This is a genomic window from Sorangium sp. So ce590 (assembly GCF_051521365.1).
GTDB lineage: Bacteria > Myxococcota_A > Polyangia > Polyangiales > Polyangiaceae > Sorangium.
This window is the reverse complement of the sequence record NZ_CP150346.1, coordinates 2,282,579-2,297,723: the sequence shown is the minus strand read 5'-3', so window position 1 is coordinate 2,297,723 and position 15,145 is coordinate 2,282,579. Positions and strand designations below refer to the sequence as shown.

Annotated in this window: 13 protein-coding genes; 1 reads left to right on the top strand and 12 read right to left on the bottom strand. The window is 66.5% G+C overall.

All coding sequences use genetic code 11. The annotated features are described in order from the left end of the window. The first annotated feature begins 119 nt into the window (after positions 1-119). Positions 120-1,604 (top strand): hypothetical protein, encoded by a 1,485-nt coding sequence (locus WMF28_RS08670; protein WP_437601628.1) that lies wholly within the window; start codon positions 120-122, stop codon positions 1,602-1,604. A gap of 143 nt (positions 1,605-1,747) precedes the next feature. On the opposite strand, the gene WMF28_RS08665 is transcribed toward WMF28_RS08670, so the two are convergent. From WMF28_RS08665 to WMF28_RS08610, 12 genes are all read right to left on the bottom strand, one after another. Then, complete coding sequence (locus WMF28_RS08665) at positions 1,748-3,310, bottom strand: acyl-CoA carboxylase subunit beta (protein WP_437604230.1); 1,563 nt, start codon at positions 3,308-3,310, stop codon at positions 1,748-1,750. A 158-nt stretch (positions 3,311-3,468) separates the two neighbouring features. Next, a complete protein-coding gene (locus WMF28_RS08660; protein ID WP_437601627.1) occupies positions 3,469-4,254 on the bottom strand; it encodes an enoyl-CoA hydratase/isomerase family protein in 786 nt (261 codons plus the stop codon). After that, positions 4,251-5,189: a 3-keto-5-aminohexanoate cleavage protein gene (locus tag WMF28_RS08655; RefSeq protein WP_437601626.1), complete on the bottom strand. Its 939-nt coding sequence runs from the start codon at positions 5,187-5,189 to the stop codon at positions 4,251-4,253. Before WMF28_RS08655 ends, WMF28_RS08660 begins: the two co-directional genes overlap by 4 nt. 16 nt (positions 5,190-5,205) lie before the next feature. Further along, positions 5,206-5,703 carry a MarR family winged helix-turn-helix transcriptional regulator gene (locus WMF28_RS08650; RefSeq protein ID WP_437601625.1) on the bottom strand — a complete coding sequence of 166 codons (498 nt, stop codon included), beginning with the start codon at positions 5,701-5,703 and terminating at the stop codon, positions 5,206-5,208. Between the two features lie 141 nt (positions 5,704-5,844). Further along, a complete protein-coding gene (locus WMF28_RS08645; RefSeq protein ID WP_437601624.1) occupies positions 5,845-7,218 on the bottom strand; it encodes a PAS domain S-box protein in 1,374 nt (457 codons plus the stop codon). 33 nt (positions 7,219-7,251) lie between these two features. Next, the gene (locus tag WMF28_RS08640; RefSeq protein ID WP_437601623.1) at positions 7,252-7,662 is read right to left on the bottom strand and encodes a hypothetical protein; all 411 of its coding nucleotides are present in this window, start codon (positions 7,660-7,662) and stop codon (positions 7,252-7,254) included. Positions 7,663-7,696: 34 nt separating this feature from the next. Further along, positions 7,697-8,188: an ATP-binding protein gene (locus WMF28_RS08635; RefSeq protein WP_437488665.1), complete on the bottom strand. Its 492-nt coding sequence runs from the start codon at positions 8,186-8,188 to the stop codon at positions 7,697-7,699. Further along, entirely contained in the window at positions 8,188-9,150 is a 963-nt protein-coding gene (locus WMF28_RS08630) for a PP2C family protein-serine/threonine phosphatase (protein WP_437579258.1), read from the bottom strand. The genes WMF28_RS08635 and WMF28_RS08630 overlap by 1 nt, the downstream gene beginning before the upstream one ends. Positions 9,151-9,225: 75 nt before the next feature. Continuing rightward, positions 9,226-10,143: a slr1658 superfamily regulator gene (locus WMF28_RS08625; protein ID WP_012234413.1), complete on the bottom strand. Its 918-nt coding sequence runs from the start codon at positions 10,141-10,143 to the stop codon at positions 9,226-9,228. Positions 10,144-10,167: 24 nt separating this feature from the next. After that, positions 10,168-12,564: a SpoIIE family protein phosphatase gene (locus WMF28_RS08620; protein WP_437601622.1), complete on the bottom strand. Its 2,397-nt coding sequence runs from the start codon at positions 12,562-12,564 to the stop codon at positions 10,168-10,170. 44 nt (positions 12,565-12,608) lie between these two features. Next, positions 12,609-13,775, bottom strand: coding sequence for a methyltransferase domain-containing protein (locus tag WMF28_RS08615; protein ID WP_437601621.1), 1,167 nt, complete (start codon positions 13,773-13,775; stop codon positions 12,609-12,611). Positions 13,776-13,830: 55 nt separating this feature from the next. Further along, the gene (locus WMF28_RS08610; RefSeq protein WP_437601620.1) at positions 13,831-14,406 is read right to left on the bottom strand and encodes a hypothetical protein; all 576 of its coding nucleotides are present in this window, start codon (positions 14,404-14,406) and stop codon (positions 13,831-13,833) included. Positions 14,407-15,145: the final 739 nt, after the last annotated feature.

The window sequence follows — 15,145 nt, the reverse complement described above, 5'->3', positions numbered from 1 at the left end:
CGCTTCGAGCGATGGGAGACAGCGGCCCGACCCTCCGAGGGAGGCCAGGCGCGCTGGCCACGCTAAGGTTGACGCCCCCAGAAAGAAAGCGGAAGCGTTCGCTCCCGAACGGATCCTCCATGCGCACACGTCTCGCCCGGATCGCCTGTCTGTTCGCATCGGCCGCGTCGGCCGCGTCGGCCGCCGTGGCCGTTCTGGGGCTCGCGTCGAGCCCTGCGTTTGCGGAAGAGAAGTCGGGTCCCGCGCAGCCGGGAGAGAAGCCGAGCTCCGCCGTGCCGGCAGGGAGCCCGAAGGCCGACGCCGCCGCGCCGGCTGGCAGGGCCAAGGCCGCCGCGCCCAGGGCGGGCGCGAAGAAGAAGGCGCCCGAGCCCCCGCCCCTGCCGCCGGCGCCGGCGCGCGTCTGGCTCATCGCGCCGTCTCCTCGGGGGCCGTGGACGCTGCGGCTCGACAACGACGGGGAGCGCCCCATGCGCATCCCGGCGGACGTGCGGCTGCTGCGCTTCGAGATCGACACGCTGAACAAGCGCACGAAGAAGACGGTCCGCTGCGCCGCCCCCGCGGGGCTCAAGCCGAGCGGCTTTCCGGAGCGGCGCGCGCTCCTGCTCGCGCCCGGCCAGTCGTACATGGAGCATTTCGATCCGCGCCTGCTCTGCTTCGGCAAGGACGCAGCTGCGCTCGCCGGCGGCTCGGTGGTGAGGGCGTGGTACGGCTGGGGCCCGCCGCCCAAGTGGTCGAGAAAGGCGCCCTCGCCGCCGTTCGCCGTCGAGTCGACCGACGATCCGCCGGCGTTCGCCCCGGCGACCGGGCTCGCCGCGCCCACCGTCGTGCTGAGCTACGATCTGCCCCCCAAGGAAGCCGCCGCGGGCGACCCGGACGGCGTCGAACCGCCCTCTCCGGCAGGCGAGCAGGCACAGCCGTCGGCCGACGCGGCGGCTCGACCCGAGGCCGACAAGACCGCTCGGCCCGCGGGCGACAAGACCGCTCAAGTCTCCGCGGACAGGCCAGCCGGCGAGGCCGCTGCACCGCGGGCACCGTCACCCAGAGACCACGGCGCCGGCTCGCCGGGCGGGCTGATCGTGGACGCCAACGCGCCTCGCCTGGAGCTAACGAGCGAGCCCTGGTCCGACGCGGCGAGCCCTCGCTCGATCGTCGTCCGGGTCAGCGCGAGGAACGCCGGCAAGCGCCCCATGACCGTGGCCGTCCGGCCGCGGATGCTCCAGTTCTACGTCGCCGGCCCGAACGGCACGACCGTGTGCGCGGCGTCCCCGCCGACGGGGGCGATCCCGCGCGACCTGTTCAGAACACTGAAGCCCGGCGCGTCGGTCGACCTCTCGCTCCTCCTGCGGGAGGTCTGCCCCAACAACACGTTCGCCCGCGAGGGCCTCTACCGGGTCACGGCCACGCTGCACGCGAACGAGCCGGGCACCCGGCTCGGCCTGGACGCATATACCGCCATCGTCCCCGCCCAGAACTCGACGCTCCTCCGCGTGAAGAGCGCGCCGGAGCCGTTCTACACGGCCGCGCCGCGGCCCGTGCCGACGCCGAAGCCGCCGGAGTCCGATGAGGGCCAGGCGCCAAACGGAACGATGAACGAGGAAGAATGACCATGACGAGAACGAGTGATCCCTGAAAAGGCTGGCCCGCGCGTCGGCGCGGTGCCAAACTACAAGGTTATCCTTCCCTCTCGGTGCCGTGGCGGTCTTCTCTCTCCTCCGGCTCTCCGTCCCCGCCGCGCCCGCGCCACGCGCTAGACGGGGAGGATCCCCCGCTTCTTCTCCGGCCGCTCCACCCGCTTCTTCCGCGCGAGCTCGAGCCCCCACGCGATCACCCTGCGCGTGTCCCGCGGATCGATCACGTCGTCGATGAGCCCCCACCCGGCGACCTTCATCACGTCGATGTTCTTCTGGATCGCCTCGACAATCCCCTGCTTCACCTCGGCGGGCGGCGGCGTGTCCCCGAACATCTTCTTCGCCGCGATCCCGAGCATCCCCTCCGGCCCCATCACGCTGATCTCCGCGGTCGGCCAGCCGACGATGAGGTCCGGCTCGTACGCGCGCCCGCACATCACGTAATAGCCGGCGCCGTACGCCTTGCGCACGACCACCGTGATCTTCGGCACGGTGGCCGCGGCCATCACGTGCAGCATCTTCGCCCCGTGGCGGATGATCCCCTCGTGCTCGACCTTCGAGCCGATCATGAAGCCCGGCACGTCCTGCAGGAACACGAGCGGGATGTTGAACGCGTCGCAGATCTGCATGAAGCGCGCGGCCTTGTCCGCGGCGTCCACGTCGAGGATGCCGCCCATCTGGGTCGGCTGGTTCGCCACGATGCCGACCGGCTGGCCGCCGATGCGCGAGAGGCAGGTGATGATCGAGCGCGCCCACCGCGGCTTCAGGTCGAGCCGCTCGCCGTGATCGACGATCGCGTCGATCAGCTTCAGCATGTCGTAAGCGCGCCGCGGGCTCTCGGGCAACAGGTCGAGCAGCGACTCCTCCCGCCGCTCGATCGGATCGGTGACCGGCAGGCGCGGCGGCTCCTCGTCGCAGCTCGACGGGAAGAACGAGAGGTACCGCTTCACCGCGGCGACGCACTCGGCGTCGCTCGCGACCTCCGCGTCGCCGACGCCGCTCTTCGTCGCGTGCACCTTGCTGCCGCCGAGCTCCTGCTCCGAGATGTCCTCGCCGGTCATCGCGCGCACGAGCGCCGGGCCGCCGAGCGCCATCGAGCCGATGTCCTTGACCATCGGCACGAAGTCCGCGAGCCCCGGGATGTACGCCGTGCCCGCGGCGCCTGGCCCCACCATGGCGGCCACCTGCGGCACCACGCCGCTCATGTGCACCTGCTCGCGGAACAGGTGCCCCGTGCCGGCGAACAGCGAGATGCTGTCCGGGTGCATCGAGCCGGGATCGATGCGCGCCCCGCCCGAGTCGATGAACCACACCATCGGCCAGCGGCCGCGGAGCGCCATCTGCCGCAGCCGGGTCACCTTCTCCTCGCCCGTGTGCCCGATGCTGCCGCCCTTCACGGTGAAGTCGTACGCCGCCGCGCACACCATCCGGCCGTCGACCTTGCCGAACCCGCACACGACCGCGTCGGCCGGCGGCCGGTCCCTCCCGTCCGCGCCGGCCGCGATCCCCATCTGCGTGCCGTGCATCCCGACCTCGAAGTGCACGCCGTCGTCGAAGAACGCGGCGAGCCGCTCCCGCGCCGTCATCTTCCCGCGGGCGTGCTGCTTCGCCACCCGCTCCTCGCCGCCCATCCGCCGCACCTGCTCCCGGCGGGCCTCGAGGTCCTTCACGAGCTCACGCATGTTCACGGGCCACCTCATCCTGCGGCCCCGCTCTCCGGCGCGCGCCTCGCCTTCGTGGCGCGCGCCGGAGAGCGGGGCCGCCTCAACCGAGAGCCAGCGAGCGCCGCGGACTGCGACGCCCTCCCGTCCCCCGCAAAGCTCTCACGCGCCCGGCGCGCCTACCTGCCCGACCACCGGGGCTGCCGCTTCTCCAGGAAGGCCATGAGCCCCTCGCGCGCGTCGTCCGTCGCGAGGCAGCCGGCGAGCCGCTCGCGCAGGAGCGGCAGCGCCGACTCGAGATCGAGGTCGTCCTGCGCCGCGAACGCCTCCAGACCGAGCCGCACCGCGATCGGGCTCTTCGCGGCGAGGGTGGACGTCACCTCGTCGACCGCGGCGTCGAGCGCCCCCGGCTCCACCGCCTTGTTGAGCAGGCCGCACTGCGCGGCCTCGTCGGCGTCGAGCCGTTGCCCGAGGAGCATCATCTCCAGCAGCTTGCGGCGGCTCACGTGCCGCTGGAGCACCGCCATGATCATCATCGGGAACAGGCCGACGTTGATCTCCGGCGTCCCGAGCTTCGCGCCGCGGGCGCCGATCGCGACGTGCGACGCCGCGACGAGCCCGAGCCCGCCGCCCAGCGCGTGCCCGTTCACCCGCGCCACGATCGGCTTGCCCGCGTTCGCCATGGCGAGCAGCAGATCCGCGTAATCGCCCTTCACCTCGGGCTGCGGCGCCCCCTCCGCCCCCGAGAGCTGCGCGAAGTCGCCCCCGGCGCAGAACGCGTCGCCCGCGCCGGTCAGCACCACGCAGCGCACCGCCGCGTCGGCCATGCCGACCTCCAGGGCGTGGAGGAGCTCGTTCACCATCGCCGGCCCGATCGCGTTCTTGCGCCACGGGTTGTTCAGCGTGAGCCGGAGGACGCCCCCCGCGGAGGCGGCCTGGATGACCGTGTACGCGCCCGCCGTCACGACGCCGCCCCCTCCGCCGGGCCGACCGCGTCGTCGCCGCGCAGCCCCAGGATCTGCCGGGCTTCCTCGACCGTCGCCGGCCTGCGCCCGACGTCGCGCACCATGCGCACGGCCACCTCGCAGAGCTCGCCGTTGCTGCGCGCCATCTCGCCGCTCGGCAGGTAGAAGTGGTCCTCGAGCCCGCACCGCACGTTGCCGCCGAGCACGAGCGCCGCCGCCAGCATCCTCCACTGCCCGTGGCTGATCCCGATCACCTCCCACTCCGAGCCGGGCGGCATGATCTTGGTCTGGAGCTGGAGCGACTCCACGTGCGCCGGGATGCCGCCCAGCACGTTGACGATGAACGAGAACTGCAGCGGGGGCTTGAGCAGGCCCATGTCGATGAGCGGCCACACGCCCTGGGTGTGCCCTGTATCGAAGCACTCGAGCTCGGGCTTCGTCCCCGCCTCGTTCATGGCGGCGAGGAGCTTGCCGATCTTCGCGTACGTGTTGGGAAACACCATATCGAAGTCGAAGCTCTTCCGTGCGCGCGAGTACTTCGAGTAGTTCATTGTGCCCATGTTGAGGGCGGCGATCTCGGGCCGGCTCTCGCGGATATAGGTGCACTGCTCGCTGACGTCCTCAAGGAGGGTGCCCGACGAGAAGTTCAGGATCACCGGGCAGCGCCGCCGCACCTCTTCCTTGATCTTCGCGAACACGGCCGGCGAGAACGTCGGCGATCCGTCGTCGTTGCGCGCGTGGATGTGCACCGCCGCCGCCCCTGCGTCGTGGGCCCGCTTCGCCTCCTCGGCGATCTCGACCGGCGTGTACGGGATCGCGGGGCACTGCTTGCGGCTGGCGAGCACGCCTGACAGCGCGCAGGTCACCACGCAGATATCGGGATCTCGCTCGTCCGGCTCCCTCGGTTCCCCGGTGAACGTCGGCTTCTCTCTCATGCCCCCTGCCTCCCTTTCACGTCCTGTCGCCGCCGTCGCTCTTCTTCTGCCCGTCCTGGGCGACCCGCGCGACCACCTGCCGCTGCAGCTTCGTCAAGATCCGGAGCAGATCGCGCAGATCGGTCGAGCTCAGGCTCAGCAGCGCGCTCCGGAAGATCTCCATCGGCTCCACCTGGATCTCGCGGGCGAGCCGCGCCCCCTTCTCGCTGAGCCGGATGTGCACGACCCGCCGGTCGGCGCTCGAGCGCTCGCGCCGGACGAGCCCTTCCCGCTCCATCCGATCGACGATCCCCGTCACCGTGCTGTTCTGTGCCCGGATGCGCTCCGAGAGCGTGGACAGCGACAGATCTTGAAATGACTCGAGCAGCTTGAGGATGGTGAGCTGTGGTCCGGTGAGGCCGAACCCGCTCGCCATGCCCTTCGTGAGCCGGCGCGACTCCGTGTAGAGATAGATGATCATCTCCACGATGGCGTCGATCTCCGGCCTCTCTGGCTGCGGCAGGGTCGCGGTCACGATGCTTCGTGTACGAAATATTCGCTCCCGCAGGGCGCGTCAAGCGCGAGCGCCCGCGCCCCACCCCTGCCGAGCGAGCGCATCCGTTCCCTGCCTCTCCCCCTCCCCCTCCCTCTCCCCCTCCCCCCTACCGCTTCGCCTCTACCGCTTCGCCCTCTGCCGCCGCTTTCCTCGCCGTCCGTCCGCCTGGATCTCCCGGATGCACCACCGCAGCGCCTCCTGGAGGTCCCGGTGCACCTGGACCGACGAGAGCTCGATCCCGAGCGACGACGCCGTCTGCGCCACCTGGGGCTGGACGCCGGCCACGACGCCCTGAGCGCCGAGCAGCTCGATCGTCCGCAGCATGCCGAGGAGGTGCTGCGCCGTCGTCGAGTCGACCTGTTCGACCCCTGTCACCTCGACGATCGCGTACCGCGACTTCGTCTCGACGATCGTGTGCAGCAGCTTCTCCGTGATCTCGGACGCTCGGTGTCGATCGATGCTCCCCACGAGCGGCAGCACGAGCACGCTGTTCCAGACCTGGATGATCGGCGTCGACAGCGTCTCGATCGCGGACTCCTGCCGCTCGATCACCGCCCGCAGCGACTCCTGCTGCTCGACCACCGCGCGGAGCGACTCCTCGGCGCGCATGCGTTCCAGGGTGATCGCGAACATCTCGCCGACGACCTGGAGCAGCGCCCGCACGCTCTTGTCCCACGCGCGGATCGAGCGCACCGCGTCGATCCCCACGACCCCCACGAGCCGCCCCGCGTACGCCGCGGGCATCCGGACGAGCGAAGCGATCCCGAGCTCCGTGAAGGCTCTCCGCTCGCTCGCGGCCTCATCCGGCAGGTCGGCCACGCGCGGCACGTCGCACACCTCGAGGCGGCACAGCCTCTCGACGAGCCACGGATACTCATCCCTGGAGACGACGGCCCGCTCCGCGAGCAGCGACGGGACCCCTTCGGCGCACCACTCGTGCGTGCTCAGGAACCGCCGCCCGTCCTCCGAGAGCAGGAACAGGCTCGTCCGGTCGGCGCGCAGCGCCTTGCCGAGCTCCGCGAGCGCCGACTGAAAGCCGCGGTCGATGTCCGCGAGCTTCACATTGATGAAATGGGCCGAGATCGACGCGACCAGCATCTTGGTCTCGATCCGCTGCATCAGCGCCCGCTCGACGCGCTTCTGCTTGCCCACGTTGCGCGCCCAGGCGTAGACGAGCCCCTCGCTGGGCACCGAGAGCATCGACCAGGACAGCCAGACGTAGAGGCCGCTCCTGCTCCTGCACCGGTTCTCCATCCCGAGCGTGACGGGCTCCTCCCGGAGCCGATCCAACTGCTCCCGGGTCGCGGGGAGGTCGTCCTGATGTACGAGATCGAGGAGGTTCCGGCCGACGAGCTCCTCGGCCCTCAGGCCAAGCGTCCGCTCCCAGGCCCCGCTCACGCGCAGGAACGCCCCGTCGGCCCGCAGAACACAGAGCGGATCGGGGCAGACAGCGAAGAACCTCTCCACGTCCGCTTCGTTCGCAGGTGCGTGCATCACCGGTCGCCTTAGCCAGCCCACACCCCACGGCTACGGCTCTTTGACGTCCTCGAACGTCGTCCTCGCGGCCACGTGCTCCTCGTTCAGGTTGAGCAGGATCGGCAGGGTCTCGTGCTGCGAGTCGTCGTCGAGGATCCGCCGCACGGTCACCCGCCCGGGCACCAGGTTGTACACGGCGTCCACGATATCCATGATGACGTAGAAGCCGTTCGAGTTGCAGAACCGCATCTTCACGAAGTCCATCACCGTGGACGTGATCGGATGCTGCGGGAGGACTCGCGCCAGCTCGTCGAGGTAGCTGGACAGGTACCGGTACGGGTTGTCGATCCGGATAGCGCCCTCGAAGGTCAAGACGAGGCGGTTGTCGTCATCGAGCCGGGCGACCGACTGAAAGACGCTCAGCCCGCCATCCGTGATTTCTCCATAGCTGAGAGCCTTCATACGCGACCTTTCGTGGAAAACATACGCAGCCTTTTCAAGGGAAAGTAGCCTGGACGACGAGAATTCCATCGACGTACTGCGTCGAGAGATGGAATTTGTTCTCAGCGGTCAGCCGAATGAGGCCGAGCCCGCCCCTGCGTCGGTCGTTGCGCCGCTCGCGCACCGTCCTGGCAAAGAGCTCCCTCGGGTCCTCCGCGGCGAAGATCTCGTCGAATACCGCCTTCACGGTTCGGTACTCTTCCGGCGTAACGCGGTTGGAAACCTTGATGAGTAGCCGGTCTGGGTCGATGCTCAGGTCGAGTCGTACCTCGCTGTCACGCTCGGTCCCGTGCTGGATCACGTTGGTGACCAGCTCGGTGACGACCACGTTGACCTTCTGGCAGATCCGCCTGGGGTAGAACCTCACCAGCAGCGCGTCCAGAAAGTTCGCAAGCAGGCCGGCCACGTCGCCCGTGATGTGATCGACCGGAGATATATATATCGATGCACCGACCGACGTCTGCGAATGATTCTTCTCGGGCTTCATCAGGCGCACCTTCGCAGGATGATCAGTGTGATGTCGTCCGCGTCCGCCACTCGGAACCGCGTGTAGTCCTCGATGCACCGGTCGAGGATCACCTGCACCGGCTCCTCGCTGTGCTTGACCACGATTTCGTTGAGACGTTGCACGGAATATATCTCCCCGCTCGCGTCCTGCGCCTCGAACATCCCGTCTGTGTACAAGGCGAGGACGTCATCCTCCTCGAACGGCAGCTCGAACTCGTGAAACGGCTTGATGCGCAGACCGATGAAGTTGCTCACCCGATTGAACGAGCGCGGCGTACCGCGACGGACCAGGAGTCCGTACCCTCCGCCCGAGACGTAGCGGAGGAATCGGTCCGTAAACATGACGAAGTTCACCGTCGCGTACCGGCGAACCTCCCGGAGGAACGAGTAGGCGCTCCGGTTCACCCAATCCACGATCGCCCCGGGGCTGTCGAGCCGCTTGGTGGCGTGGGCGAACTGGGCCTTCAGAAATGCCATGATGAGCGCCGACGATACGCCGTGCCCCGAGATATCGTAGACACCGATCGCGTGGCGCTCGCCGGGGAGATAGAAGAAGTCATAATAGTCCCCCCCCACCTGCGCGAGCTGCTTGTGGAAGATGGCCATGTCGAACGACGAGGCGATGGTCCCGCTCGCCTCCGGCAGCAGGGCGCGCTGAACCTGCCGCGCCACCGCGAGGTCGTCGTCGATGGCCCGGTTGTACCCTTCGAGCTCGTTCTCGATGCTGGTCGCGTGCTCCAGGATGGCCTCGTGCACCAGGGAGAGGTCGTCGAAGTCGAGCTTCAGCTTATCGACGTACTCCAGGAGTGCGCTGCAGCGCTCCATGAAGTCGGTGAAGTTCCCCTCCTCGCGCAGCAGTGTGTTCCACGCTTGCCGCTCCTTCACGATCGCCCTGATGGCATCCAGATTGCTCTGCTTCTGTATGAAGCCTCTGGAGTGCATCGAGCTGATGTCCTTAGGTGCAGTCATGGCTCGACCTGGACGCGATTCGGGTTGGACGGACGACCCCATCCGATCTCAATCACAGAGTATCATCTCGAAGTTCTGGTTGAACTTCTTGAGGTTGGGCAGCGACTTCCCCTGCCACGGGATGGACTTCGACCCGCGGACGATGAGCTGGAGCTCGCCCTTCTTGCGGGTGGCGATCGCGAACTTGTAGAGGACGTTGATCCCCGAGCTGTTCAGGAAGTTGAGCGCCCTGACGTCGAGCGTGATGGTGGGCGGGTTCGTGGCCAGGACCTTGTCGAGCAGCTCCTCGATGGGGGCGTACTCGGTGGTGCCGCCAAGACGAAGGATGCCTTCCAGGTACACCACCACCTCAGAGGGATCGTACCAAACCCGGTAGTTACCACCTTTGATTTCCATTCTCGACCTTTCGTTCAAAATAGGAATCCTGGCCATCGTCTTGATGCTGAAGCTGTTGACCGAGATCGGGTCCAGCTTCCATCCAAGACTGACACCGTAGTCGTTCATGATGATCAGATAGCCGAGCCCCGACCCGGCGTTCTCTGCGTCTTCGGCGTTCGCCTCCGCCTGCCTCCGCAGGAGCTCCCCTGGGTCCTCCTGCGTGAGCTCGAGCAGCTTCTCGCGCAGCGAAGGGACAGCGGCGTTCGTGATCTGGTTGCTGACGAGGCACACCAGGTCCTCGCGCCCGATGCCGACGGTCACGGTGATGTCACCGTGCTGGTTGAACTTGACGGCGTTCTCAACGAGCTCGTTCAGAACGTAACCGATGGCGCCTGAGACTTCGTCTCGGCTGATGAGCCTGTCCTCGCCGTCGATCTCCGGGAAGAGCTCCCCGAAGTACTCGGCCATGAAATTCGCCGTCAGGTTACACAGGCTCCATCTCACCGCGAACGAGTCGGGGTACAACGTCAGCGACATATGTTCGCTGAACGAATCGTCTAAAGAGTAGACGCCGATGATTTCGCTCATGGTAATGCCCAGTCTCCCCCTTGCTCATACCCTCTTAATGACAAGTACCGTAATGTCATCATGGATTTTGTTGTAGCCAACGTGCGCCAAGACGTCCTCGATGATAGCGTCCTTGATCTCCCTCGAGGTTCTTTCGTGGTTCCGCGAGATCACGTGACACAGCCGGTCGATGCCGTATTGCTCCTCTGAAGAGTCCTCCGCCTCGGTGATACCGTCGCTGAAGAGCGTCACGACGTCCCCGGGCTCGAGCTTCACCTCGATGCTGCTGATGAAGTCGCTGATATCCAGATCGATGCCGATCGGCAAGCCGAGCCCCATGGTCTCGATGCGATCGAGGGTGCCGTCCTTCCGGACGATGATCAGGTCCTCGTGCTGACCGGTGAACTGGAGCTGCCCGTCGCTGTAGTCGAGCAGGGTCAGCGACAGGTTCTTGTCCGAGCGGATCCGCTGGATGTTCTGGTAGATGACCTTGTTGACGATGCTCAGGAACTTCTTCGGGTCCCGCTCGTCGGCGGCGAGCAGCGTCCGCACGGCCGTCTGCACCATCAGCATCAAGACGCCGCTCTCCAGGCCGTGGCCGGTGACGTCGCCGATGCCCATCTTCACGAGCCCGCCGCTCTGGAGCACGTCGTAGTAGTCGCCGCCGACCTCGTCGGCCGGGGCCATGTAGCCGGCGATGTCGAGGCCCGGGATCTCCTGGAGCTCGCTCGGCGCCGGCAGCACCATCAGCTGGAGCTGGCGAGCGACGTTCAGCTCGGCGCCGAGGCGGATGTTCTCCTGCGCGAGCTTCGCGTTCAGCTCGCTGATCTCCTCGTTCGCCTTCTCGAGGGCCATCGTCCGCTCGCTGACGAGCTCCTCCAGGTTGGCCGTGTACCGCTCGATGTCGGACGCCATCGCGTTGAAGGTCATGCCGAGCCGCCCGATCTCATCCTGGCTGTCGATGTTGACCCTCATCGAGTAGTCCTTGTTCATCAGCCGGTGCGCCGCCTCGGAGAGATCGACGAGGTTGGCCGTGATCCTCCGCGCGACCCAGGCGATGCCCACCAGCACGGCGAACAGGCTCAGCACGACGACGATGACCTGCTGGCCCAGGATGTTCTTCGCCGTCGACTGGATGGCGCGCTGGGCCGTGTGCACCGTCGAGAAGAGCTCGGACTCGGGCACCACGAACCCGAGCACCCAGTACTCCATCCCGATGGGCTTCTCACCCCGGTAGAAGTTCATCCCGGGCAGGCGCCGCAGGACGATGACGTAGGGCGTGGCCGGCTCGTCGGGCGCCCCCTGGATCGAGACCCGGTGGAAGACCGGCTTCTCGCTCGACGGCATCGCGATCTTCGCGACCTCGGGGTACTGGCTCTGGCTGAGGAGTCGCTTGACCTCCTTCACGCCCTCGTTCTGCCCGTCCCGCGTGCCGATCCCGAGGACCTTCTCCCCCTCGCTGCTGATCGCGAGCACGTTCGAGTCGGACATCGACATGAACGCGAAGCCCGAGGACTTGATGTGCACGTGCCGGATGAGGGCCACCGCCTGATCCAGCGTGACGTCGATCGCGACCGCCCCTGCGCAGTCCGTCCGTTCCTTCGTCCAGAGAGGATTGAAGAACGTGACGATATTGCCGCCGGTCGCCGCGTCGATGTAAGGAGGATAGCCGGTCACGTCGGTCTTTGCGACCGGCTTGCTGCTGGGATCCGTCAACCACCGCTGCCACCCCTCGTAGATGCCGGGGAAGAAGGAGTCCCAGAAGTTCTTGTCCGTGTGCCCCGGATAGAGCCTGTCGAACGTCTGCGCCATCTCGAGCCAGGGCGTCAGACGCATGATGGGTCGCTCTTTCGACCCCACGTAGTACACCTGGAGCTTCTCGCTCCCGTTCTTCCAGATGGCGGGGCCGAACAGATCGAAGATGGCGTTCTTCTTGACGTCCTTCAGGATCTCCGGCTTGATCGAGCCGTCCGGTTGGAGCATGTAGTGCCACACGCTCATCACGGACTGCTCGCCCGGCTTGTTCTGGGTCCACTTCCCGTTGGGATCGACCTGGAAATCGTCCCTGAAGAAGGGCGATTGGTCAGGGAGATTGCCTATCGCCTCCGCGGCGTCCGGGTTGTCGATCAGCGTCTGGAAGATCGACGCCGTCATCCGGAGCTCGGAGAACGTCTGCTCGAACAGGAGGTCGAGCCGGAGCGCCGTCGTCTCGATGTAGTTCTCGAGGTACTCGTCGTTCGCGCGGGCCATCCCGCCGTAGACCTCGGCGCTGGCCTCCTGCTCCAGTCGTGTAACGTTGTAGAGGGCCGTCCCCGCGCTCGAAGCCAGAGCGATGAGAACGCCGAGCGAGGCCACGAGCATGAACTTCGTACGGAAGCGCCCGGAGGACCTCTCGACGATCCATTGAACGATGGAAAACTTCTTGCGCTCCTTAGCTTCCATATGTCGGCCCGCGGCGCTTCATCGGCTCCTCCAGTTCACTCAAGCTATCGCATCAGCCGTTCTGGCTTACGCCCGGAGCCGGCGAGAATCGGCCAGTTCGCATACCCCTTGTCGCTCAGGATCGCAGAGACATGGGCCCGGAGCCCGATGCCAATCTCCTCGAAGATCACCGGATCAGCGCTCGCCGACGCCGCGACGTCGCCGCAGAATTTGATCCAGCTCTCTACGACCTTCGCGAAGTTGTTCGGGTCGGTGTTCATGTTGTTGATGTCGATGAGATCGCTGCGGATGTCCTCGAGGCCCGCGCTCGCGAGCAGCTCGCGGGTCCTCACGCCGATGTCGAAGTCCATCCCGACCATCCGGCTCAGCTCGAGGTACCGCCGGTACCCCATGCGGATGAGGTCCTGATCAGGAAAGCCGGTGACGCACGCGAGCATCTCGTTCGTGATGTAGACGCGGCCGCCGGGCTTGCAGATCCGGCAGAGCTCCTTCATCAGCTGGTCCGGCATGTGGAAGACCTGGATGGCGAGCCGGCAGGACACGAAATCGAAGGCGTCATCGGGGATCAGGAGCGCGGCGGCGTCGCCGTACTGATACTCGATGTTCTCGATCCCGAGGCTCCGCGCGTGCGCCTGGGCGTGCTTCAGGAACGCCCTGGAGTGGTCGACGGCGGTGATGTACTCCGGCTTGTACTCCGCGTTGAGCCGGACCGCGAAGTCCCCGAGCCCGCAGCCGATGTCGGCGACCTTCATTCCCGGACGCAGGCCGTGCCGGTGGAGAAGCTTGCGCTCGTGGTTGTACACGATCTTCTCCTGGGTCCGCAGCACCCGGACGAAATCCTCATCCTCGATGACGCTCTGGATCGGGTAGAGGGCCTTGTCGTACACCTCCACGGAGACGTTGGGATAGAGCTCCTCCATCACCTGGAACTTGCGCATGGCCCAGGGGATGACGCTCGAGATGATGAGGCGGATCTTGAGGTTCGGTCGCTCTTCCACGGCCCACCGGACGAACCGGTTGATCTCGAGGAAGGCGACGTTGTTCATGTACTTGAGGCGCTTGAAGTCGAGGGTCAGCTCGCCTGTCGCGTTCTTCGCGGCGGTCTCCAGCGTCCCCCGGATCGCGCGCATCTGGTCGCCCACGAACGGCCGCAGCATGCCGGCGAGGGCGACCTCCTGGTCGTCCTGGTCGACCCGCATGTTGAAGGTCACCGATGAGCGCCACGAGGGCAGGCTCCCCGATGAAGACGACGGCGGGACAGCGTTCTCAGGGTAGATTGAAGCACTCATTTTCATCTACCTCAGTAAACGGCAGCTCGATGTTCAGTGTCAGCGAGTTCCCGTTCTTGGGTTCAGTAAGGCTTAACGTCGAACCGTAAACCACAGCGAGCTCCAGCAGACCTAGAGTCGTAACATCGTTGTCGGGCACGTCGTGCTCGAGCTGCTCTCGGTACCAGGCCATCGGATCCGGCTGATTGAGCAGCTGAACGGCGTGCTTGTAGAACGCCAGGTTCTCGCTGCTGGCGGGCACCTCAGCCGTCACGCTGATGCGACCGTGGTTCCTCTGGAAGGTGATGATGATGTCGCCCGACGGCTCGTGATTGCGATAGATGGCTTCAAGCAGCTCGTTGAAGAAGGTCGACAGCAGCGTCGCATAGCGCTCCGGGTCGTCCTCGTTTGCGCTCGCGTACCGCGCGAGGAAGTTCGCCATCTGATGGCAGTGGCTCCAGCGCTTGCTGAAGCCAGTGACCGAGAAGTTGGCTGAGATGATCATGCCGCTCGGCGCCATGACCGGCGGTGGTCGCAGCGTCGGGGCTACATCGGTCGGCTTCGAAACGGACATCAAGGCCTCGGGGTTGGTTTGCGAGAGGAGGCAGGACGCAGAGTACCTGGAGTCTGGGTGCCGCGTCGAGTGCATCGCGCTCCCGTTCGAGGTCGCCATGGTGAACTCGGACGAGCACAGCGCTAACGAGGACTGCCTTGAAGATGCCCGGATTGCTACAAGATCGAGACAATAGTGTGATATGAATCACACTCGATCGCTGCTGATAATTTGTACAGGTAGAGAAAGGTACCCGTCCGCTGCGCCTCCGGGGGTCCGGACCATTACCTGCGCAGTTGCCCGGGCTCAGCGCCTCGTGGGAAGAGCGCGGCGCGGGTGCTCGTCGGCCCATTTGTCCACAAGTCGACGCGCGCGCGCCGTGCAGCGGCGGCGTAGAATTCGCCGCTGCGCGCACCGCCCACAGATCCCGGCAGGCGGCGCCTGCTACCGTCGAAGCCCTCGAGAACACCGTCAAGCGAGGTAATCGAAAGCGCGTCGGTCCTGTCAACACTTTCATGCCATCGCCCAGCGCTGCGGAGATGACTCAAGGCGTGTGGTCGCGAGTCGCTACGGAAGTGTGCGGACCTCGGTGGGGCCACCTACCCAGTGCAGGCGGGCGAGGAGCGCGGAGGCGAGTGGCCTTCTCCGGCGGGTGGTTTCACAGCGACGTACGGATCCGGGCGCGCACGCCCCGCGATCCGGCCTCGCGAGAGCGCGCGCGGCCGCAGGCGACGCGCGTTCCGTGAGCTCGCTTGGCCCG

Bases quoted from the DNA above. Each gene is read 5' to 3' on its own strand.
- WMF28_RS08670 (WP_437601628.1), top strand. From the start codon at position 120: ATGCGCACACGTCTCGCCCGGATCGCCTGTCTGTTCGCATCGGCCGCG.
- WMF28_RS08665 (WP_437604230.1), bottom strand. From the start codon at position 3,310: ATGCGTGAGCTCGTGAAGGACCTCGAGGCCCGCCGGGAGCAGGTGCGG.
- WMF28_RS08655 (WP_437601626.1), bottom strand. From the start codon at position 5,189: ATGAGAGAGAAGCCGACGTTCACCGGGGAACCGAGGGAGCCGGACGAG.
- WMF28_RS08645 (WP_437601624.1), bottom strand. From the start codon at position 7,218: ATGCACGCACCTGCGAACGAAGCGGACGTGGAGAGGTTCTTCGCTGTC.
- WMF28_RS08640 (WP_437601623.1), bottom strand. From the start codon at position 7,662: ATGAAGGCTCTCAGCTATGGAGAAATCACGGATGGCGGGCTGAGCGTC.
- WMF28_RS08635 (WP_437488665.1), bottom strand. From the start codon at position 8,188: ATGAAGCCCGAGAAGAATCATTCGCAGACGTCGGTCGGTGCATCGATA.
- WMF28_RS08630 (WP_437579258.1), bottom strand. From the start codon at position 9,150: ATGCACTCCAGAGGCTTCATACAGAAGCAGAGCAATCTGGATGCCATC.
- WMF28_RS08625 (WP_012234413.1), bottom strand. From the start codon at position 10,143: ATGAGCGAAATCATCGGCGTCTACTCTTTAGACGATTCGTTCAGCGAA.
- WMF28_RS08620 (WP_437601622.1), bottom strand. From the start codon at position 12,564: ATGGAAGCTAAGGAGCGCAAGAAGTTTTCCATCGTTCAATGGATCGTC.
- WMF28_RS08610 (WP_437601620.1), bottom strand. From the start codon at position 14,406: ATGTCCGTTTCGAAGCCGACCGATGTAGCCCCGACGCTGCGACCACCG.